The sequence below is a fragment of the Prevotella sp. LMAG:51 genome, assembly GCF_008680225.1.
GTDB lineage: Bacteria > Bacteroidota > Bacteroidia > Bacteroidales > Bacteroidaceae > Prevotella > Prevotella pectinovora.
The window spans coordinates 12,223-31,464 of the sequence record NZ_NALQ01000001.1 but is presented as its reverse complement, the minus strand read 5'-3'; the positions used below and the strand labels follow the sequence as shown (position 1 = coordinate 31,464).

At 47.1% G+C, this 19,242-nt stretch carries 17 protein-coding genes and 3 pseudogenes; 11 read left to right on the top strand and 9 right to left on the bottom strand.

Features of this window, described 5'->3' with window-relative positions:
• Positions 1 to 441: 441 nt before the first annotated feature.
• The 9 genes and pseudogenes from CCC32_RS12615 to CCC32_RS00110 all read left to right on the top strand — a co-directional run.
• Positions 442 to 909, top strand: a pseudogene (locus CCC32_RS12615) (peroxiredoxin); the annotation flags it as partial.
• Positions 910 to 1,148: 239 nt separating this feature from the next.
• The gene (locus CCC32_RS00135; protein WP_287071345.1) at positions 1,149 to 1,715 is read left to right on the top strand and encodes a DUF362 domain-containing protein; all 567 of its coding nucleotides are present in this window, start codon (positions 1,149 to 1,151) and stop codon (positions 1,713 to 1,715) included.
• A 23-nt stretch (positions 1,716 to 1,738) separates the two neighbouring features.
• Positions 1,739 to 2,845 (top strand): dicarboxylate/amino acid:cation symporter, encoded by a 1,107-nt coding sequence (locus CCC32_RS00130; RefSeq protein WP_287071344.1) that lies wholly within the window; start codon positions 1,739 to 1,741, stop codon positions 2,843 to 2,845.
• Positions 2,846 to 3,118: 273 nt separating this feature from the next.
• Complete coding sequence (locus CCC32_RS12760; RefSeq protein ID WP_502705595.1) at positions 3,119 to 3,427, top strand: hypothetical protein; 309 nt, start codon at positions 3,119 to 3,121, stop codon at positions 3,425 to 3,427.
• Entirely contained in the window at positions 3,337 to 3,579 is a 243-nt protein-coding gene (locus CCC32_RS12755; RefSeq protein ID WP_502705594.1) for an NUDIX domain-containing protein, read from the top strand. Before CCC32_RS12760 ends, CCC32_RS12755 begins: the two co-directional genes overlap by 91 nt.
• A gap of 122 nt (positions 3,580 to 3,701) precedes the next feature.
• A pseudogene (locus CCC32_RS00120) lies at positions 3,702 to 4,741 on the top strand (alcohol dehydrogenase).
• A 25-nt stretch (positions 4,742 to 4,766) separates the two neighbouring features.
• On the top strand, positions 4,767 to 4,940 hold the full coding sequence (locus tag CCC32_RS00115; protein ID WP_287071343.1) for a hypothetical protein: 174 nt from the start codon (positions 4,767 to 4,769) through the stop codon (positions 4,938 to 4,940).
• A 70-nt stretch (positions 4,941 to 5,010) separates the two neighbouring features.
• Positions 5,011 to 5,208, top strand: a complete 198-nt coding sequence (locus tag CCC32_RS12750; RefSeq protein WP_502705593.1) for an iron-containing alcohol dehydrogenase — start codon at positions 5,011 to 5,013, stop codon at positions 5,206 to 5,208.
• Positions 5,209 to 5,244: 36 nt separating this feature from the next.
• Entirely contained in the window at positions 5,245 to 5,973 is a 729-nt protein-coding gene (locus tag CCC32_RS00110; protein WP_502705592.1) for an iron-containing alcohol dehydrogenase, read from the top strand.
• A gap of 274 nt (positions 5,974 to 6,247) precedes the next feature.
• Here the strand turns inward: CCC32_RS00110 and CCC32_RS00105 are convergent, their stop codons facing one another.
• The 6 genes and pseudogenes from CCC32_RS00105 to CCC32_RS00085 all read right to left on the bottom strand — a co-directional run bounded on the left by CCC32_RS00105 (position 6,248) and on the right by CCC32_RS00085 (position 10,085).
• Positions 6,248 to 6,823, bottom strand: a complete 576-nt coding sequence (locus tag CCC32_RS00105; RefSeq protein ID WP_287071347.1) for a response regulator transcription factor — start codon at positions 6,821 to 6,823, stop codon at positions 6,248 to 6,250.
• Positions 6,714 to 7,556, bottom strand: a complete 843-nt coding sequence (locus CCC32_RS00100; protein ID WP_287071342.1) for an ATP-binding response regulator — start codon at positions 7,554 to 7,556, stop codon at positions 6,714 to 6,716. The genes CCC32_RS00105 and CCC32_RS00100 overlap by 110 nt, the downstream gene beginning before the upstream one ends.
• Positions 7,474 to 8,370: a histidine kinase dimerization/phospho-acceptor domain-containing protein gene (locus tag CCC32_RS00095; RefSeq protein WP_287071340.1), complete on the bottom strand. Its 897-nt coding sequence runs from the start codon at positions 8,368 to 8,370 to the stop codon at positions 7,474 to 7,476. The genes CCC32_RS00100 and CCC32_RS00095 overlap by 83 nt, the downstream gene beginning before the upstream one ends.
• Before the next feature lie 37 nt (positions 8,371 to 8,407).
• Positions 8,408 to 8,524, bottom strand: a pseudogene (locus CCC32_RS12610) (hypothetical protein); the annotation flags it as partial.
• 59 nt (positions 8,525 to 8,583) lie between these two features.
• Positions 8,584 to 9,177, bottom strand: a complete 594-nt coding sequence (locus CCC32_RS00090) for a tetratricopeptide repeat protein (RefSeq protein ID WP_287071338.1) — start codon at positions 9,175 to 9,177, stop codon at positions 8,584 to 8,586.
• Between the two features lie 542 nt (positions 9,178 to 9,719).
• Positions 9,720 to 10,085, bottom strand: a complete 366-nt coding sequence (locus tag CCC32_RS00085) for an aminotransferase class IV (RefSeq protein ID WP_287071337.1) — start codon at positions 10,083 to 10,085, stop codon at positions 9,720 to 9,722.
• Positions 10,086 to 10,361: 276 nt separating this feature from the next.
• Between CCC32_RS00085 and CCC32_RS00080 the strand changes: the two genes are divergently transcribed.
• Together CCC32_RS00080 and CCC32_RS00075 are read left to right on the top strand one after the other, a co-directional pair.
• Positions 10,362 to 13,061: a SusC/RagA family TonB-linked outer membrane protein gene (locus CCC32_RS00080; RefSeq protein ID WP_287071336.1), complete on the top strand. Its 2,700-nt coding sequence runs from the start codon at positions 10,362 to 10,364 to the stop codon at positions 13,059 to 13,061.
• Positions 13,062 to 13,073: 12 nt separating this feature from the next.
• Complete coding sequence (locus CCC32_RS00075) at positions 13,074 to 14,690, top strand: RagB/SusD family nutrient uptake outer membrane protein (RefSeq protein WP_287071335.1); 1,617 nt, start codon at positions 13,074 to 13,076, stop codon at positions 14,688 to 14,690.
• Between the two features lie 956 nt (positions 14,691 to 15,646).
• Here the strand turns inward: CCC32_RS00075 and CCC32_RS00070 are convergent.
• The 3 genes from CCC32_RS00070 to CCC32_RS00060 all read right to left on the bottom strand — a co-directional run bounded on the left by CCC32_RS00070 (position 15,647) and on the right by CCC32_RS00060 (position 19,182).
• Positions 15,647 to 16,252: an aminotransferase class IV family protein gene (locus CCC32_RS00070; RefSeq protein ID WP_287071334.1), complete on the bottom strand. Its 606-nt coding sequence runs from the start codon at positions 16,250 to 16,252 to the stop codon at positions 15,647 to 15,649.
• Positions 16,253 to 16,265: 13 nt separating this feature from the next.
• Positions 16,266 to 17,255 (bottom strand): aminodeoxychorismate synthase component I, encoded by a 990-nt coding sequence (locus CCC32_RS00065; protein WP_287071332.1) that lies wholly within the window; start codon positions 17,253 to 17,255, stop codon positions 16,266 to 16,268.
• Between the two features lie 397 nt (positions 17,256 to 17,652).
• On the bottom strand, positions 17,653 to 19,182 hold the full coding sequence (locus CCC32_RS00060; RefSeq protein WP_287071330.1) for a beta-helix domain-containing protein: 1,530 nt from the start codon (positions 19,180 to 19,182) through the stop codon (positions 17,653 to 17,655).
• Positions 19,183 to 19,242: the final 60 nt, after the last annotated feature.

Genomic DNA, 19,242 nt, shown 5'->3' with positions numbered 1-19,242 from the left:
ATCGGCATCAGCGGACTGACTTTCCTGCTGGAGCATAGCCGCCATTCACTATGGTCGTACCACGATTCCCAGCATATATGCATTTAACGCAAAAGAACTGCTACTGAAATTTTATCTCAGCAACACGACTTGCAACTTTAGCAGCAAAACAATTATTTAACCCAAATCGGTCGTTAGGGTCTGCTTGGATTTTGGTATTTTAGAAGAGTGGATTTTATTTGGCTTTTAATGAGCAATAGCGAGCTATCACGAATTAAGGACGAGCAAAAGCACCTTATAAAAGACAAAAGACTGCAAGCAGTATATAAAAAATACAATAAACGCTCTAATTGCTGATTTGGGTTAAAATATTATCACGGGCTATCAATACATTTTATTATATTTGCATGTTATAATAAAAGGATAAGATTAAACCTGACAATAATATAAATCTAAATCATTATGAATATCGGAGACAGAATACCAGAGGTCCTCGGCATCGACCAGGACGGACGAGAGATTAAGGCAAGCGACTATCGCGGCAGGAAACTGGTGATATACAGCTATCCAAAGGCTAACACAAGCGGATGCACTGCAGAGGCTTGTTCGCTGCAGGCACACAAAGAGGAACTGGCAGCCGCCGGATATGAAATCATCGGTGTGAGCAAAGACAAACAGGCACTGCAGAAGAAGTTTGCCGACGCTCACGGCTTGCAGTTCCCGCTGATAGCCGACACGGAGACCACTCTGCTGCAAGAGCTGGGATGCTGGGGAGAAAAGGTGACATGCGGAAGGAAGACCATCGGCATACTGCGCACCACATATCTCGTTGACGAAAACGGAATAATCGAGAAAATCTTCACCCCAAAGGAAATCAAGACAAAGATTCATGCGGAGCAGATATTAAACGCTATAAAGGATAAGAGCCAGAATGACAATTCACAACATAACATTCAGTCCCACAGGTGGAACACGCCGTGTGGGCGAACTGCTGTGCAAAGAATTTGGCGGGGAGTGTGTCACTACAGAACTCTGCACAAAGAAAGAGAATCTGAAACTCCCCGGTATCCACACCGACGACCTGACGGTAATCTCCATGCCCGTATATGCCGGCCGTGTGCCTGCCATGGCTGTGGAGAGACTGAAGGGCATCGAGGCTAACGGGCACGGTGTGTCATCATTGCCGTATATGGCAACAGGGCTTACGAAGACGCTCTGGTGGAGATGCAGGATGTGGCAACTGGCATGGGATTCCGTGTGGTGGCTGCTATTGCCGCCATCGCGAACACAGTATCTGCCGCATGTATGGCTCCGGCCGTCCCGATGCAGAAGATGCCAACGAACTGGCTTCGTTTGCCGCCGACATACTCCGCAAGATCAAGGGGGATGGAGAGTATGCACCTCTCTCCCTGCCGGGAAACCGACCATACAAGCAGGGCTGCAAGGGTCCCTACCCCACGGCAAACGACAACTGCACGGGCTGCGGAACGTGTGCGAGCGAATGTCCTGCCGGAGCTATCTCTCCCGACAATCTGAGAGGCAACGACAACGGACTCTGCATCGGCTGCATGCGATGCGTAGCTGTATGTCCGGTACAGGCAAGGGGTATCGGGGACGCCTCAACATGCTTGTGGCGCATCTCGAACCGCTCTGCCGTGACAGAAAGAAGAATGAGCTGTTCGCATGACGGACCGCCGGTCATACAATACAAAGGATTTGAAAGGCGTAAGTTGTAACGAACCTGAATACTAATAACACCATGAACAATATAGCAAAAGGAAAAAACAACAAGAAGCAGACAAAGCAGCTGATGCTTTGGATCGGTGCACTGGTAGTCGGTGCAGCATTGGGAATGTTGGGCATAGCATGGCTCAACGGGTTGATGAACTTCATCGCTACGGTATATACCCGTCTGTTCCAGCTCCTGGCGGTGCCGACGATAGCCCTGGCGGTGATGACGACTCTCGCCTCGCTCGGCAATCAGGCCGACACGGGAAAGATTTTCAGGCATGCCATCACTTACACGCTGCTCACCACATTTGCCGCTGCCGCCGTGGGACTGGTGCTCTACAATGTCATTGCTCCCGGCAACCTGCCGGCGGCTCTGGTGCAGAGCGGTATGGCTGACGTGCCTCAGAACCTGGGCGAGACATCTTATTATGACCACATATTGGGTGTGATTCCCAACAACATAGTGAAACCGTTTGCCGACGGCAACGTGCTTTCCATCCTCATGCTGGCTGCTGCCGTGGGCATTGCATTGGCAAAGATGCCACAAAATGACAAGAAGGAGGTGGTGGTGAAGGGACTGTTCGGTCTGCAAGACCTGCTCTTCATGCTCATCCACGGTCTGATATGGGCTTTGCCACTTGGCATCGTGGCATTTGCAGCACAGCTTTCGGCACAGTTCTCGGCAGGCATCGTGATGGCATCGCTCGGAAAATACGTGGCGGTGATATTGGGTGGCAACGTGATACAGTTCTTCATCGTACTGCCCCTGTTCCTGCTGGCAAGGGGAATCAACCCCTTCCGCACCCTCGGCCGCATGATGCCGGCGGTATTGATGGCTCTATTCACCAAGAGTTCGGCTGCCACGCTGCCTGTCACCATGCAGACGGCAGAAGAGAGGATGGGAGTGTCGAGCAAGGTGTCACGCTTCGTCTTGCCTATCTGCACCACTATCAACATGAATGGCTGTGCGGCGTTCATCCTCGTCACCTCCCTGTTCCTGATGCAGAACGGCGGAATGGAGCTGCCGCTGACAACGATGATTCTCTGGCTCTTCATCTCCGTGCTGTCGGCAGTGGGCAATGCCGGAGTGCCTATGGGCTGCTATTTCCTCACCCTCTCGCTGATGTGGGAGTGAATGCGCCAATCGGCATCATGGGTATCATCCTGCCAATATATACCATCATCGACATGATAGAGACGCAGAGAACGTGTGGTCTGACTCTTGTGTATGTGCAATGGTGGACAAGGACATGAAGAGATAGAACAGACGAAGAGACAGAAATTATCAAGACATATAAAAATCTACAATACCAAAGGATATGAAGAAATTGGAATCGTATGCTCAATGGACACCTTTCCTAATCAAATGAAATATCAGAAATCATGAAACAAGACAAAGACCTATGGCATGGGAGGTGATAGAGAGCGAATACCTCTCAGAGAGCCTTGGCTGACGGCAAGACGCGAACATGTGAAACTGCCTACTGGCGCTGAGATACAGGATTTCTACGTTCTGGAATATCCAGAGTTCTGCAATGTCATAGCGATAACCAAAGAAGGGAAATTCCTCATGGAGCGCCAATACCGCCATGCCCAGCACCTCACGGCAATAGAGATTCCGGCAGGATGCGTGAGAAAGGCGAAGACCCGATGGAGGCTGCCAGACGCGAACTCTATGAGGAGACGGGATATGGCGGCGGCGAATGGTCGAAGCTGATGACCATTAGTCCAATGCCGGGGCTTGCACCAACTACAGTCATACATACCTTGCCACAGGGGTGGAAAGGCTTTCCACCCAGCATCTCGAAGAGTCGGAAGACATCAAGGTCGTGCTACTGGACGAGGACGAAGTGGTACGCATGCTCATGAACGACGAGTTTCATCAGGCTATGATGGCAGCACCGCTATGGAAATACTTCGCCACGAAAGGCAAGAAATGAAACACCGTCTTCTGACCCTCTGTCTATATAACATAAACTACCAACAATAACATGAAAGCATATACATACATTGAGAAAGGAAGGTTTGCCATGACCGACAAACCGAAACCCAAGATACAGGACCCCACCGACGCCATCGTCAGAGTGACGCTGGGCAGCATCTGTACGAGCGACCTGCAATCAAGCATGGCAGCGTGCCAAGGGCGGTGCCTGGCATCACCGTGGGACACGAGATGGTGGGAATAGTGGAAGAGACAGGAACGGCAGTGAAGGGACTGAAAGCCGGCGACCGCGTGACGGTGAACGTGGAGACGTTCTGCGGAGAATGTTTCTACTGCAAGCATGGCTACGTGAACAACTGCACCTCGCCACACGGCGGATGGGCACTGGGCTGCCGCATCGACGGCGGACAGACGGAGTATGTGCGTGTGCCGCTGGCTACACAGGGACTGAACCGCATTCCCGACAGCGTGAGCGACGAGCAAGCTCTCTTCGTGGGCGACGTACTGGCAACAGGCTACTGGGCTGCACGCATCAGTGAGATAACGGAAGAGGACACCGTGCTCATCATCGGTGCCGGTCCGACAGGCATCTGCACACTGCTGAGCGTGATGCTGAAAAAGCCAAAGCGCATCATCGTGTGCGAACAGTCGGAAGAGCGACAGGCATTCGTAAAGGCTCATTATCCGGAAGTGATGGTAACGACACCGGAAGAGTGTGAGGAGTTCGTGATGAAAAACAGCGACCACGGAGGTGCCGACAGGGTATTGGAGGTGGCTGGAGGCAAACATACGTTCCAGCTCGCCTGGCGATGCGCCCGTCCTAACGCCATCGTAACCGTAGTGGCACTATATGACGAGCCACAGGTGCTGCCACTACCCGACATGTATGGCAAGACCTTACGTTCAAGACCGCGGCGTGGACGGATGCGACTGCGAGGAAGTTCTGCAGCTCATCGAGCAAGGCAAGATAGACACCACACCTCTCATCACCCACCGCTTCCACTGAGCAGGATAGAAGAGGCATACCGCATCTTCGAAAACAAAGAAGACGGAGTGATAAAGATTGCCATCTACAACGACAATGTATAAACAACCTTTTTTAAATCAAAGAGCTATGGTCAATTTTGATTATCAGACACCCACACGCCTCATCTTCGGCAAGGGTGTAGTAAGCGAAAAACTCGCAAGCGTAATGAACCAGTATGGAAACGTGTACTCATCACTTATGGCGGCGGCAGCATCAAACGCACCGCTCCCGGACACGACAAGAGTCTTTATGACCTGGTGAAGGATACACTGACAGACAAGCAGGTTTCGAGCTCGGCGGCATACAGCCTAATCCCAAGTTCAACCCCAGCGTGCTTGACGGTGTGCGCATGTGTCAGGACAACGACATCGATGTGATACTCGCCGTGGGTGGAGGTTCGGTGCTCGACTGCACTAAGGCTATAGCCGGTGTTGCCGGAACGCTCAAGACTAAGGTGACGGACAATGTGGAGGAGGCATGGGACATCGTTTGCGGACGCAAGCCCAAACGGCAGCAGTGCCCATCGTAGACATCATCACCATGGCGCTACCGGCAGTGAATATGCATGGGCGGAGTGATATCGCGCACTGAGACAAACGACAAGCTGGCATACTTCTCAAAACTCGTATTCCCGGCAGTGAGCTTCATCGACCCTACATATACCTTCACACTGCCTGTGAAACAGACGTTGGCAGGCGTTTCCGACTGCATCAACCACATCATGGAGTCGTATTTCTGTGGCGACCACATCGACATGAACGACGCTTTCATGGAGGGTGCCGTGAAGTCGCTCGTGAAGAACGTGAAGATTGTATTGGAAGATCCACAGAACTACAACGCCAGGGCTGAGATATTCTATGCCACTACTCTTGGCTGCAACGGCATCTACTGTCTCGGCAACAGTCCGAGCGGCTGGCCTATGCACGCCATGGAGCACGCTCTGTCGGCATACTACGACATCACCCACGGGGAGGGTCTTGCCATCGTGACGCCACGTTGGATGAAACATATCCTCGACCACTCTACAGGCGAACTGCACGACCAGGTGGTGGAGCGCATCGAGAAGTTCGGCAAGAACGTGTTTGGAGCTGAAAACGCAGAGGCTTCAATCAAGGCAATACATGACTTCTATCGCAACATCGGCATCCCGATGACTCTGCCTGAGGTCGGCATCGACGACAGCCGCCTTGCTGAAATGGCGAAACACGTGGCAGACAATGAAGGTCTCGACAAGGCATGGGCTCCTCTCTTGGAACAGGATATCCTCGAAATCTTCAAGGCTTGCATGAAATAGGAACAAGACAAGCCATAGGTCTCATATTTTCCCCACAGCGTGGGGAACAGTACCCCCTAATGTGGGGATTCATCCCCACGCCAGGGGGAATTTTCGCAAAGGAACATTCGTGGTCTTGATTTCTTCAATTGGGAAATCAAGACCACTATTCTTATAATCTTAAAAACGGTCAGCAAACCATTTAACCCAAATCGGTCATCATGGCCAGCCTGGATTGTGTTTTTTTTCAGAAGAGGGATTTTATCCCCAAACGGCATAATGACCGTTTGGGGGGTTATGCTTTCTTGCGATACTGCGACGGTGTTATTCCTACCACCTGCTTGAATATTCTTGTGAAATGCGACATATCGTAGAAACCGCACTTCATTCCTATCTCGCTGATCGACATGTCATCGCGGTTGTCCAGCATATCTTTGGCTTTCTGCATCTGGCGCTTGCGGAAATATGCCATCGGTGTGTCGCCCGACACAGCATTGAGCTTTCGGCGCAACTGCTGCTGACTCATACATAGGGCTATAGCCACACTGTCTACGGAGAGGTCCGTCGCCATCAATTCGTCCACTGCGGCATCCACCCTATTGAGGAACACGCGGTCGCAAGGCGGCAGCGTCTCCACTGCAGCCTGTTTGTCGTCGGCTGGCGCCTGCATATAGCGCAGGCGCAGCAAGCGGTGTTTCTCCAGCAGGTTGCCGACAGTTACGGATAGTTCTTCAGCATCAAATGGTTTATATATATACGCATCAACGCCAATCTGCAGTCCGCGCAGCTTGTCTTTCTGGGTTGTCCTCGCCGTGACGATGATGACAGGAATGTGGTTGAGCACCTCCGATTCCTTCACTCTCTGACACAGTTCGTAGCCATCCATGCGTGGCATCATGAGATCGGTGATGATGATGTCGCGGCACCGTCTCCGTGGCAATGCGCAGTCCCTCCTCACCATCACGTGCCAACACGAGGCGGTATCTTGCCTTAAGCTGCATTGTCATGTATTCCGCCACATCGGCATTGTCTTCCACGATGAGCACGAGCTGACGGGTGTCAGCAGAACTGCCGTCAGCCACATCACCACCATCATCATCCATATCATGACTATTCGCACCGATATCCACGAGGGCATCACTCTTGTCGCCTGCCACAGGATTATTATCCTCTCCACAACCGGAAGTTCCGTTATTGCCACCTGTTTTAGTATTTGCTCCAAGCAAAATGTCGTCAGGAATTGTTCCGAGTGACTCAAGCGGCTTCACGTCAACACCCGCCGGGGCCTTGACGGGCACGTTTACAGTAAATACCGAACCGACGTCCACCTTACTGTCGAGCGTTATGCTGCCGCCAAGGGTTTTCACTATCTGGTTCACGAGGGCCAGTCCCACTCCCGACCCGATGGTCTTCTTGTCGCTCTCTGTCTGATAGAAGGGTTCGAAGATATGCTGCTGCTCATTTTCCGGTATACCGCTACCATAGTCGGCAATGCGCAGGGTCAGCATGTCGTTCTCCACCTCAAGCGCCACAAGCACCTGTCCGCCCTCCTTGGAGAACTTTATGGCATTTGTCAGAAGGTTGCACACAACACCTTCTGGCATAGTCTGGCACGAAGTCACACATCATCTTCTTTTGCTTTGGGGCATACATCAGGGTTATCTGTCTGGAGTGTGCCATATTGAGATGACTCTCTATGATGTTTGCCATGAAGAGCACGATGTCGCCATGATGCCAGTCGGGATGTCCGATATTCGACTTCACCTTCTGTATGTCGAGCAACTGGTTGATGAGCGACAGAAGTCGCGTGCCTTGTCTTGACACCATGCTTCCCACCTTTGCCATATCGCCTGCCGGCACCTTGCCTTCCTCCATCATCCGTGAATATCCGAGAATAACGGTGAGAGGGGTGCGAAACTCGTGTGTTATGTTAGTGAAGAAACTTATTCTCATCTCCTCCATCTGATGCTGCTCCATCTGCTTGCGCTTACGGCTACGAAGGGCGTAGAGCATGAAACTCATTGTCACACCACCGAGCACGAACAAAAGGACTGCAGCCATAATGCTGACCCACTTAAGCGATTTCTCCGTTTGATACTCCTCGTTCAGGGCATTCACTTCGGCACGCCTCTGCTCATGCTCATAGCGCACTCGCATGTTCTGCATGTGAACAATATTCTTCTCGCTCGTCAGACTGTCGCTGAGTTGGTCAAACGTCCGGTAGTAGTGAAGAGCGCGCCGGCAGTCGTCTTTCTTTGCATAGATGTCGTAGTACAGCTTGGCAATCTGCGCCTGGTGTTCGAGCGAATGCAGGTCGTGGGCAAGGCGGTCGGCAGTGGCGAGATAGGTCATCGCTGTGTTTTCGTCGCCGATTTTTAATGTATATCTCCGCAAGAGCGAGACATGGTTCCATGGCATGCCACCTGTCTTCTGACGTTCCCATTATTTCGTATGCCTTGCGATACTCGGCTATTGCTTCTGTCCGTCTGCCTTGCTTCTCGAAGAGGCGTCCGAAGTGGGTATAGCAGAGCGATATGCCGAGGTCGGAATCGGCGAGTCTGTTCTGCTGCATCGACTGCTTGTAGCATGCCCATGCGGAGTCGAGCATGTTTCGCTTTTCGAATACCGAACCTATATTTGCGTAGTTGATGGCCTGTCCGAGGTGGCTTCCGAGTGTCTTCTCTCCTTCAATGCAGCGCGGAACATAGAGTCTGCCGTTTCGGTGTCGCCGAGAGTAAGACTGATGTTTCCGATGCCGTTGAGGGATACCACACGGTTTTTCATTGCCGTCTTGTCGTTTCGCCGACTGAACAGGTCGCCGAGGTGCAGCGCACGATAGTGGTAGTCCACTGCCTCGTCGAGCACTCCCATTCTTCTGAAATTCGTTCCGATATTGTTCAGCGCCTGCACTGTGGCGATGGTGTCACCGAGTTTCCTTGCGAGTTCCAGTTCACGATTATGACAGGCTATGGCTTTCATGAAGCGGTTTTCATCTCGCCACAAGCGTCCCCGCTTCTGGAGTGATCTCATCTCAAGCATATAGTCGCCGCTCTTTTCGGCTTCTTTCACCAGGCTGTCGAGTTGTTCTTTGTCTTTCATGCCGTTTACCACACTGTCGGCGGCATCACGCTTCATGGCGAGGACGCGTGGCGACGGTGAACTATGGCACGACATGATGAGAGTCAGGATTATGGCACACGTAACAAGGAAGGCTGCGCTGCGCACAGAGAATAATAGTCGGATTTTTCGAAATGTATTTAAGGTATAGTAGCGATCTGTCATACGCCAAAATAATGTGGTAGTGGTTGGTATTTTGCGCATTCTGCCGACATCCAGCAAACGGGAGTCTACTAATACGGCAATATGTCTATCGATGCAAATATACTACAACTTGACAACACTGCAAAAAACTGACTGGAAAAATTTGCAGAAGGGGGAAAAACAAGTATCTTTGCATAAGATAGGCTTCACCTCAGCATAACTATCAAGCAAGCTTGTTGTCCTGCATTCGGTTTGCACTATCTTTGCATAAGATAATCAAAAAAGTTGTATCAGTCTAATAATCAGCATAGTTGTTTCGACTGGTTTATTTATGGTAACGATTTAGCGAAAGTCAGACTACTTCTGCCTGCTTTACTTTGCATAATGGTTCAAACAACTTTTGCGGTTGCAAAGATATGGTATTTATTTGATAACGCCAAATATTTTAGTAGCCATGTTCGCTACAACCATAAAATATCTTGTATATCAGAAGAAATAGAGCATGTTCAAAAGTGAAAGTGGACATTCTCTATTGCTATTTCTATTTCACCAAAGTCAATCATCGCATTAAAAAGACTTACCTTGTTGGCATTTCGCAAATCGTCCAATGTAATATCTGCTTTTTGTATCATTCCCTTGTCCAATAGTGCGGCTCTTTTTGTGCCTAGCAATAAGGGATGTCTGGGAGTCACCCAATGTTTGCCATCAAATATGGCAAGGTTCGTGAATGAGGTATCCGTTAAAAGTCCATGTTTGACGATGATGATGTCGTCACAGTTTCCTTTCTGTGCGACCAAGGCATTGAGGCGACTGCGGTCGGTACTTTTGTAGCCAACGTTATCGTGTCGTCTGCGACCACTTGAATTTACCATTGTTCTTGAAGGCGATAACATTAAGATACAAAGACATAAAATGGCTACTGATCTGTGATGTAAAAATGAAAAATCATAAATATTTTACATCCTCAAAAACTCCGTAAACCGTTACATTCATTGGCAGGTGCAACTGTTATGGAGTAATACTCTACGCACTTACTTCTTTATCGTTAATAATGCATAAATATTGGGGTTTGTATACGTTTTTTAATGTATTGCACCTTATCTTTGCTTATCGGAAATAATCCATAACCAAAGTAATAGAAATAGAAAATGGCAAAGAGCAAAAAAGACTTTACATTACTTTTCATTGCGCTCTTTTGCAGTTCTTTGGCTCATGCACAAAAGCAAGTTCCTGCAGAACGGAAAGATTCCATTGACAATGGAAGTAATATAATAAAGATAGTTGGAAATCATTCCAACAAGGGTGCGGCCAACAACGCCCTCGACGTGTTGAGTGGTCAGGCTGCTGGTGTCAATGTGACATCCAACGGTCTGGATCGTATGGCTATGCTCAATAGTGTGCGAGTACGTGGTACAACCTCCATCATCGGTGGCAATGACCCTTTAGTGTTGATTGATGGGGTTACTTCTGACGTACTTACCCTATCAACCATCTATCCTGCAGACATCGAGAGTTTTCGTATATTAAAGAATGCTGCGGAGACCGCCATGTATGGTTCACGTGGAGCGTCTGGTGTTATAGAGGTGAAAACCAAGAAAGGCACAGGACGAGGATTCCAGATCTCGTATGAGGGTAATGTGGGGTTCGAGCAGATGTACAAACACCTGGAGATGCTCAATGCTGCTGAATATGTTGCAACGGCAAAGGCATTGGGTATCTATTGCAACAACGGAGGTTTCAATACCGATAACTACAAGGTGATAACACGCACGGGTTTGGTGAACAATCATTACCTTGCATTCAGCGGAGGTACGCCACAGTCAAACTATCGTGCATCTTTCGGAGTAATGGACCACAACACCATCATCAAGAAGATGGACTATAACGTTTTTGTTGCCAAAGTTGATGTAACCCAGAAAGCCTTCAATGACAGACTAACCGGAGAATTCGGAGTTTTCGGCTCTTCATTCAAGAACCATGACATCTTTGATACGCAGATGCTGTTCTATTCCGCAGCATGCCAGAACCCAACTTTCCCTGCAGGTACTGACGAGCATGGAAACTGGCTGAAAAACGAATCGGCAACACATGTCAACCCACCCGGGATATTGCTTGAAGAGAAAAACGACTCCAAGGATTTGAACTTTGACGCACACATAAAGCTGAGCTACGATTTCAATAAGAACTGGCGTGTATCCACCTTCGGCTCTTACCTGTATGGCTCTACCGAAAACGGACAATTCTGTCCGACATGGGTATGGGCACAAGGCAACGTGTACCGTGGAGAGTTCAAGAAAGAGGAATGGCTTGGCAATGTATCTCTTGATTTCAACAAAGAGTTCGGCATACATAAGGTCTCTGCTGGAGTAAGCAGTGAATACAGAAAACTGAGAAAAACTGCTTTCTGGGTGTATGCCAAGGGAATACCTACAAACGATTTTCATTACGACAATCTGGGTGCTACAGCAGCCCGTCCATACGGTGGAACAGAAAGCACTTACGAAGACCAATCTCTGGCTTCTGTAATGGGAAGCATCACTTATAATCTGCTTGACAGATATACCTTAGCAGTTAATGCACGCGGTGACGGATCGTCAATGGTTGGTGACAACAACACATGGGGATTCTTCCCATCTGTATCATTCACTTGGGACATGAAGAAGGAAAGCTTCCTTGCCAACATAAAACCGCTGTCAATGCTTAAACTCCGCACTGGTTTGGGACAGGCGGGCAACCTTGGCGGTATCTCCGCCTACACAACCATGAACACCGTAAGGCAGACTGGCATTGTTCCGGTAAAGAGTTCTCCAACAGTAACCCTTGGTATGGTAAGAAACAACAATCCTGATTTGAAGTGGGAAACGAAGACAACGTTTAACCTCGGTGCGGACATTGGTCTCTTTGCCAACAGGCTGATGCTTACAGCGGAGTATTACTATTCCAAGACCACCGACATGCTCTACGCCTATGAGGTTCCGGTTCCACCATTCGCATACAATACATTGCTGGCAAACATCGGTTCTATGTCAAACCGTGGATTTGAACTGGGGTTGTCCGTGCAGCCAATAAGCAAGAAGGACATGGATCTTAACATCAATATGAACCTGTCGTTTCAAAGCAACAAACTTATCTCGCTAAGTGGTGATTACAAGGGAATGAGCATGTCGGCAGCAAACATCACCGCCATTGGTTCTTTGGATGGTGCTGGTCAAAACGGCGGCGACAACAACGTGGTCTATCAGATAGTTGGACAGCCGCTTGGCGTTTTCTACCTACCCCACTGCAAGGGACTTGTCAAGAACGAGAACGGCAGCTTTTTTTACGACATAGAGGACCTTGACCATAATGGCAATGTGGACTTAAGCGATGGAGGCGACCGATACATTGCAGGACAAGCCACACCAAAGGTGATCCTTGGCTCAAACATCAGTTTCAGATACAAGAATTACTATGTCTCCATACAGATGAATGGAGCATTCGGGCACAAGATTTTCAACGGAACAGGACTGGCTTACACAAGCATGGCTTGCTTCCCAGACTACAATGTCTTGAAGGATGCTCCAAAGAAGAATATCGTAGATCAGAGAGTCTCTGACTATTGGCTTGAAAAAGGTGACTACCTGAACTTCGAGCATCTGACAATAGGCTACAATGTGCCTTTGAGGAACAAGCTTATTCGTTCCTTGCGTGTATCATGCAACATTAGCAACATTGGAACAATCACCGGATATAAAGGTTTGACACCAATGATAAATAGCTATGTTGTCAACAGTACGATGGGTATTGACGACAAGCGCAACTATCCATTATACCGTACTTACTCATTGGGACTGAGTGTACAATTTTAAAACGAAAAGAGTATGAAGACTATTATTAAATACATATTAGCAGCACCGTTAATGCTTTGTTTCAGTAGCTGTCTGGAAGAGCATCCCAAAGACCAGCTGGACCAGGAGGCTATCTACAACAATGCTGATAATATATACAAAAACGCAGTAGCTTCCCTGTACAACTACATAGGGAGCAATCAGGAGTCGGAAGGGCTTCAAGGAACTTGCCGGGGTATTTACGACTACAATACCTTGACCACTGACGAGGCAATGAATCCAATCCGTGGTGGAGACTGGTATGATGGCGGTTTGTGGGAGAACATGTATCAGCACAAGTGGAATGCCAATGATATTAATTTATATAATGTATGGAAATACCTCTTCAAGGTAATTGTTTTATCTAACCAGTCGCTTTCTATCATTGACAGCCATCAGACTCTGCTTTCAGCAGAACAGACAAGAGATTTCACGGCAGAGGTAAGAGCTGTACGAGCCTTGTTCTACTATTATGCGATGGATATGTTCGGGCGTGTTCCTATCGTGACATCATACGACGTGAAATTGGAGCAGGTAACGCAAAGCGAAAGAAGTGAGGTATTCAAGTTTATTGTTGACGAGTTGCAGGATGTTACCCCACAGCTCGCCGATGAGCATTCCAACAAAGAAGGTGACTATTACGGACGTGTGACACGCCCGGTCGCAAACTTTCTGCTTGCAAAGCTTGCCTTGAATGCGGAAATATATACGGATGATAACTGGACCGACGGCAAGCGTCAGGACGGGAAAAGCATTTACTTCAATGTAAATGGCGAGAAAAAGAACGCTTGGGAAACCTGCATCTGGTATTGCGAGCAACTGCGGCAAGAAGGCTATGAGTTGGAGAGCGACTACGCATCGAACTTTGCGGTTCATAATGAAAATTCCAAGGAGAACATCTTCACAATCCCATTGGACAAGAACTTATATTTGAACGAATACCACTATCTTTTCCGCTCACGCCACTACAAACATGGCGGAGCTTATGGTGGTTCTTCCGAAAACGGCACATGTGCAACTGTTTCAACCGTCAAGGCTTTCGGTTACGGAACGGACAATGTTGACAATAGATTCAAGATAAACTTCTATGCAGATACCGTGCTTGTTGACGGAAAGAAGATATATTTGGACAACGGGAAGCCGTTGGTGTATATGCCGCTTGAACCGAAACTGAACCTCAGCGACAGCCCATATAAACAGACGGCAGGCGCTCGTGTAGGCAAATACGAGGTTGACCGAACCGCCTATTCGGACGGACGGCAGGTTGACAACGATATCGTCCTTTTTAGATATGGTGACGCGCTGTTGATGGAAGCCGAGGCGAAAGTTCGCAATGGCGAGGATGGTTCAATAGAGCTGAACGCTATAAGAGACCGAGTAGGAATGCCTCATGTGGAAGCCAATTTGGACAACATTCTAAAGGAGCGTCTGCTGGAATTGGTTTGGGAAGGTTGGAGACGTCAAGATCTCATCCGTTTTGGCAAATATACCAAGGCATATGATCAAAGAACTCCATTAGAAAAGGAGACTACCGGGTTTACAACGGTTTTCCCAATACCACAAAGATGTCTGGATTTAAACAAGAAATTAAAACAGAATCCAAGTTATTGATATAGTTGCCATAAGCTTTTCATTCACATGAAATCATTTTAAGGTAATAAGAGTTCAGGACTCTGGGCAGACAAATTATAATAGCTCATAATTTAGTCTGCCATGCCAAGACTGCCAAGGTGAGCGCACATCATTGCACAGCAAATTGGAACTTTTGATGTTTCAGCACTGCGTAAGCCTTTGTGCAGTCTTGGCTATAACTAAAAAGAACCTTCTGTAAATTGGTCTACTTCCTATTATTTGAGAACTGATACGTTACTATCAATTCCATTTTAATTCAAGTTCCTATTTCTTAATAGTTAGCAATAAACTAATTGTTGTTTTCCAGTCATTTTTTAACACACTTATAGCTCTTATTTGTTCCGCGATTCCAAGCGAATCAAAGCATTGGAATCACGCATAAAAGAATCTTCCGAGTTTTCTTGGCAATCTTCTAATTATTAGATACTTTTGCCTTTTAATTCTGTAATTATCGCCCATTCATCATCGTCAAAAAGCAGTAACGTTATAGTAACGAAAGTCTGTCTTAAACTGGCATTTTCCTATCTTCTGATGTCTTTATGGGAAACCCCATTCACCGACATAATTCAGTCATCTTCAACAATTTTGCTTTAATTATTACTGATTTTCAACTTTTTGTTGTATCTTTGCAGAAGATAAGCTGCACTCGGCAATGTGAAAGCAAGCTTTCATTGCGCTCACTTGCATTATCTTTGCAGAGGATAATCAAAAAAGTTGTATCAGTCTAATAATCAGCATAGTTGTTTCGACTGTTTTATTTATGGTAACGATTTAGCGAAAGTCAGGCTACTTCTGCCTGCTTTACTTTGCATAATGGTTCAAACAACTCTTGCGGTTGCAAAGATAGGGTATTTATTTGATAACGCCAAATATTTTAGTAGCCATATTCGCTACAACCATAAAATATCTTGTATATCAGAAGAAATAGAGAATGTTCAAAAGTGGACATTCTCCATTGCTATTTCTCTTTCACCAAACTCAATCATCGCATTAAAAAGACTTACCTTGTTGGCATTTTGCAAATCTTCCAATGTAATATCTGCTTCTTGTATCATTCCCTTGTCCAATAGTGCGGCTCTTTTTGTGCCTGGCAATAAGGGATGCCTGGGAGTCACCCAATGTTTGCCATCAAATATGGCAAGGTTCGTGAATGAGGTATCCGTTAAAAGTCCATGTTTGACGATGATGATGTCGTCACAGTTTCCTTTCTGTGCGACCAAGGCATTGAGGCGACTGCGGTCGGTACTTTTGTAGTCATACGTTATCGTGTCGTCTGCGAGCACTTGAAGTGAGTTTATGTTTCGAATAAAATACGGAGCATATTCTACTGCTTCAACTCCTTGTTCTCCATACACCACTCTCGCCTTATAAAAATCCATACTTTCCGTTGGATTTATCAGTTTTTCCAATGAAGGCATGGACGCATTGCATAATGAAGGAAAGAACTTACAGATCGTTCTTTCCATTCTTTCCTGATGGTATGCAAGAGCTTGTGTCTTTCCATTCACAATCTTTATTGTCTCTACGAATTGCTGTGCCATATTAAAATCAGTTCTATTCAAAAGGAAGATATACTTTCTGTAACACTTCCTCATATTCTTTTCTGCAATCACTCTTCGAAGTAATGCCTCCTCCTGCCTTGAAATACGTTCCTATACCGTCATTTTCAAGAAAGCGTATCATTACAGCCGAGTTGAGTTCACCATTATTATATATACCCATGACTCCTGTATAGAATCCACGGTCATAGCCTTCCGCCTCATGGATTATTTCCATAGTCTTGTCCTTTGGCGCACCTGTTATGGAACCTGCGGGCAACATTGCATCCAATATGTTTCCGATGTGCTTTTGATAACCGGTTGGCAACTTGCCGCTTATTTCGGAACTGGTCTGGAGAATATTCCCTTTATTGGTATGGAGCACATCAATATAACGGTATTTATCCACACTTACATGCTCTGCCACACGGCTAAGGTCATTGCGAATCAGGTCCACAATGGTAGCATGTTCGGATGCTTCTTTTTTATCGCCCCTCAACACTTGCTCTGCTTCGGGTAAGGACGCGTCAATCGTGCCCTTCATCGGATAAGAATATATCATTCCGTTCTTTATCTTCACGAATGTTTCCGGCGAGAAGCACACGAACCGTCTATTGCTATTATTGTCTATTAGTAGAATCTTATACTTGCCTTTAGCACGTAGGAAGATGTCCTCCAACGTAAGGTTGCAGTCCACAGCCACCTCACAAGTAAGGTTGGCAAGATAACTGTTTCCACGCAGGATGTTGCTTTTGACGGTTTCAAAACTTTTCGTGTAATCTTCAAAATTTGGCGCAAACACTTTCCACGTTGGATGTTTGGTAGCCGAAGAGAGTGACTGCCGTTTTACATTGGTTATACCCTCAAAGTCATAAAGGCATTCATCGATAGCTATTTCAGACAGCTTCCGTATGTATGCTTCCGAACCTGCATAGTTGATGACAAAAAGGAAAGGCTCCTTTTCGTTAGCCAAATGATTGATACGGTCTATAATATTTTGTTTCATTGTCTTACATTTTAAAGTTACTGAACCATCTGTCCATTATCTTATATCTTAGTTGAGCATTCTTGTTTGTTGGCATACTTATGCGATTTTATTATAAAATTGCAAAGATAGCTATTCCTTCGCAATATCATTCTTTTTTTGCAATAAAAAAAGTAAAAAATGGAGAGATGTTGTTGAAAATCCAACTTCATCACTCCTTTGTTATTTATTGGTGTTCACTTTATATATAACACTAATGTTGTTGTAGTAACCTTTAGGACTAACCTCCATGTATATAATCTTATGCGCCACAAAAAAAGCATGGCGCAAATCACTGCGCCATGCCCCAATAAAAGAAAACCTTATAGTCAAAATAGAAATTAGCGATTCTAATTCTTGTTCCGGTACTAATCTTTTTCTAGTACTTCGCATTCTGAGGATCAAAGTTGGTCCAACCTTTCATCCAGTTGTTGCTGCCATCGAAGGCCCCGATGTAGGTTACAGTGTCGAAACCTGTCCAGCCGGCGAAACTTGCGGCACCAAGCAATGGGCTTCCTGCGATAGGAGTATAGCCATCTGCACCAACCAATGAAGTCCATGAATCAAAATACTTGTTGCTCTGCTCTGAGAAGAAGAAGGTGTTGCTGTATGACTTCTGATTCTTGTCGATATCCTGCTTCTTTGCAGCATCGTAGAGATAATCCTCATACTTCTTGTTGGCATCAGTACCAACGGCATCCATACCTGCGAAATATACATTCTGAAGCTTGAACTTGCCATCCTTGGCATCCTTCACGGTTTCACCCTTCTCACCATCAACAATCAAACCGATAGGCCAGCCTAAGGCTACAGAGTTGATGCAGTTGAGGTTAGAAGAACGACGAATCTGCATGGCTGACTGGAACTTGCCGAGAGCTGACCCGTTGTTTGGATTGTATGCTCCGGCAGTGATATAATCTGTGGTGTTCTGGAACTTGTCATCCAATACCTTAGGACCTACGAAGGTGATGTTAGAGAAGGTAGCCTTGGTACGAGGGTCCACGGTAGCACCATCAGCGCAGTTGTCGCTCTCGAAACCGTTGCTCTGAGAGGTATCGGCAATCTTGCTGTCGCGCAGAGAAAGACCATACTGCACCTTTCCTGAGAAACCGTTATCGGTATCGAAATCATCATCCCAGCCCTTGTAGGCTACGAGATACTTGCAGTTTACTGTACCGCCAAACCACTCGAAGGAATCATCATTGGAATAAGATACCTGAACGTGGTCAATCTCTGTGCCTGAACCTACAGAACCTAAGGTTAAACCATTAATCTCCTTATCCTTCTGGAATGGATAACCGGCAAACTCAATGCGTACATAACTCAAGGCTCCTGAGTTGTCAGCATCATCTGCGCCACCATGCTTGGTACGAGGACCACCCTCTATCTGCTGCTCAGTCTGGTTGTTCTTAGCCTTGCCGCAGAGAATGATGCCACCCCAGTCGCCAGGATTTCTGCTGCCGGCAACCTCTTCAGATGTAAAGACGATAGGCTCTGTGGCTGTACCCTTGGCGATAAGCTTGCCGCCACGCTCTGCGATGAGTGCCGCCTTGGTCTGCTTGTCGCCCTTGATGATAGTTCCCGGTTCGATGGTAAGCTCAGCACCATCTGCAATATATACCCATCCCTTGAGGAGATAAGTGCCTTTCTTCAAAGTCTGCTTGCCTGTGAAGACGAATTCCTGGTCGCCGTTGCCAATCTGTGTTCCGTTGACGTTTTCCTTGTCATCTGTTCCGAAGAGGATGTGGTCGCAAGCCTTCAAGCCGCCATTGGTTGTCCACTTGTAAACTACTTCTGATCCAGGATTTGGAGAAGGAGTTGGATCGTCATTGTCACTGCTGCAGCTGCTCAACATGGCAGATGCTGCGAGGATGCCCATGCATCCTAAAAAATACATCTTGTTCATCATTGTTTCCTGTTTTATTAAACAAATATCTAATATTATCTTTCTTGAAATTCTACGGATAGT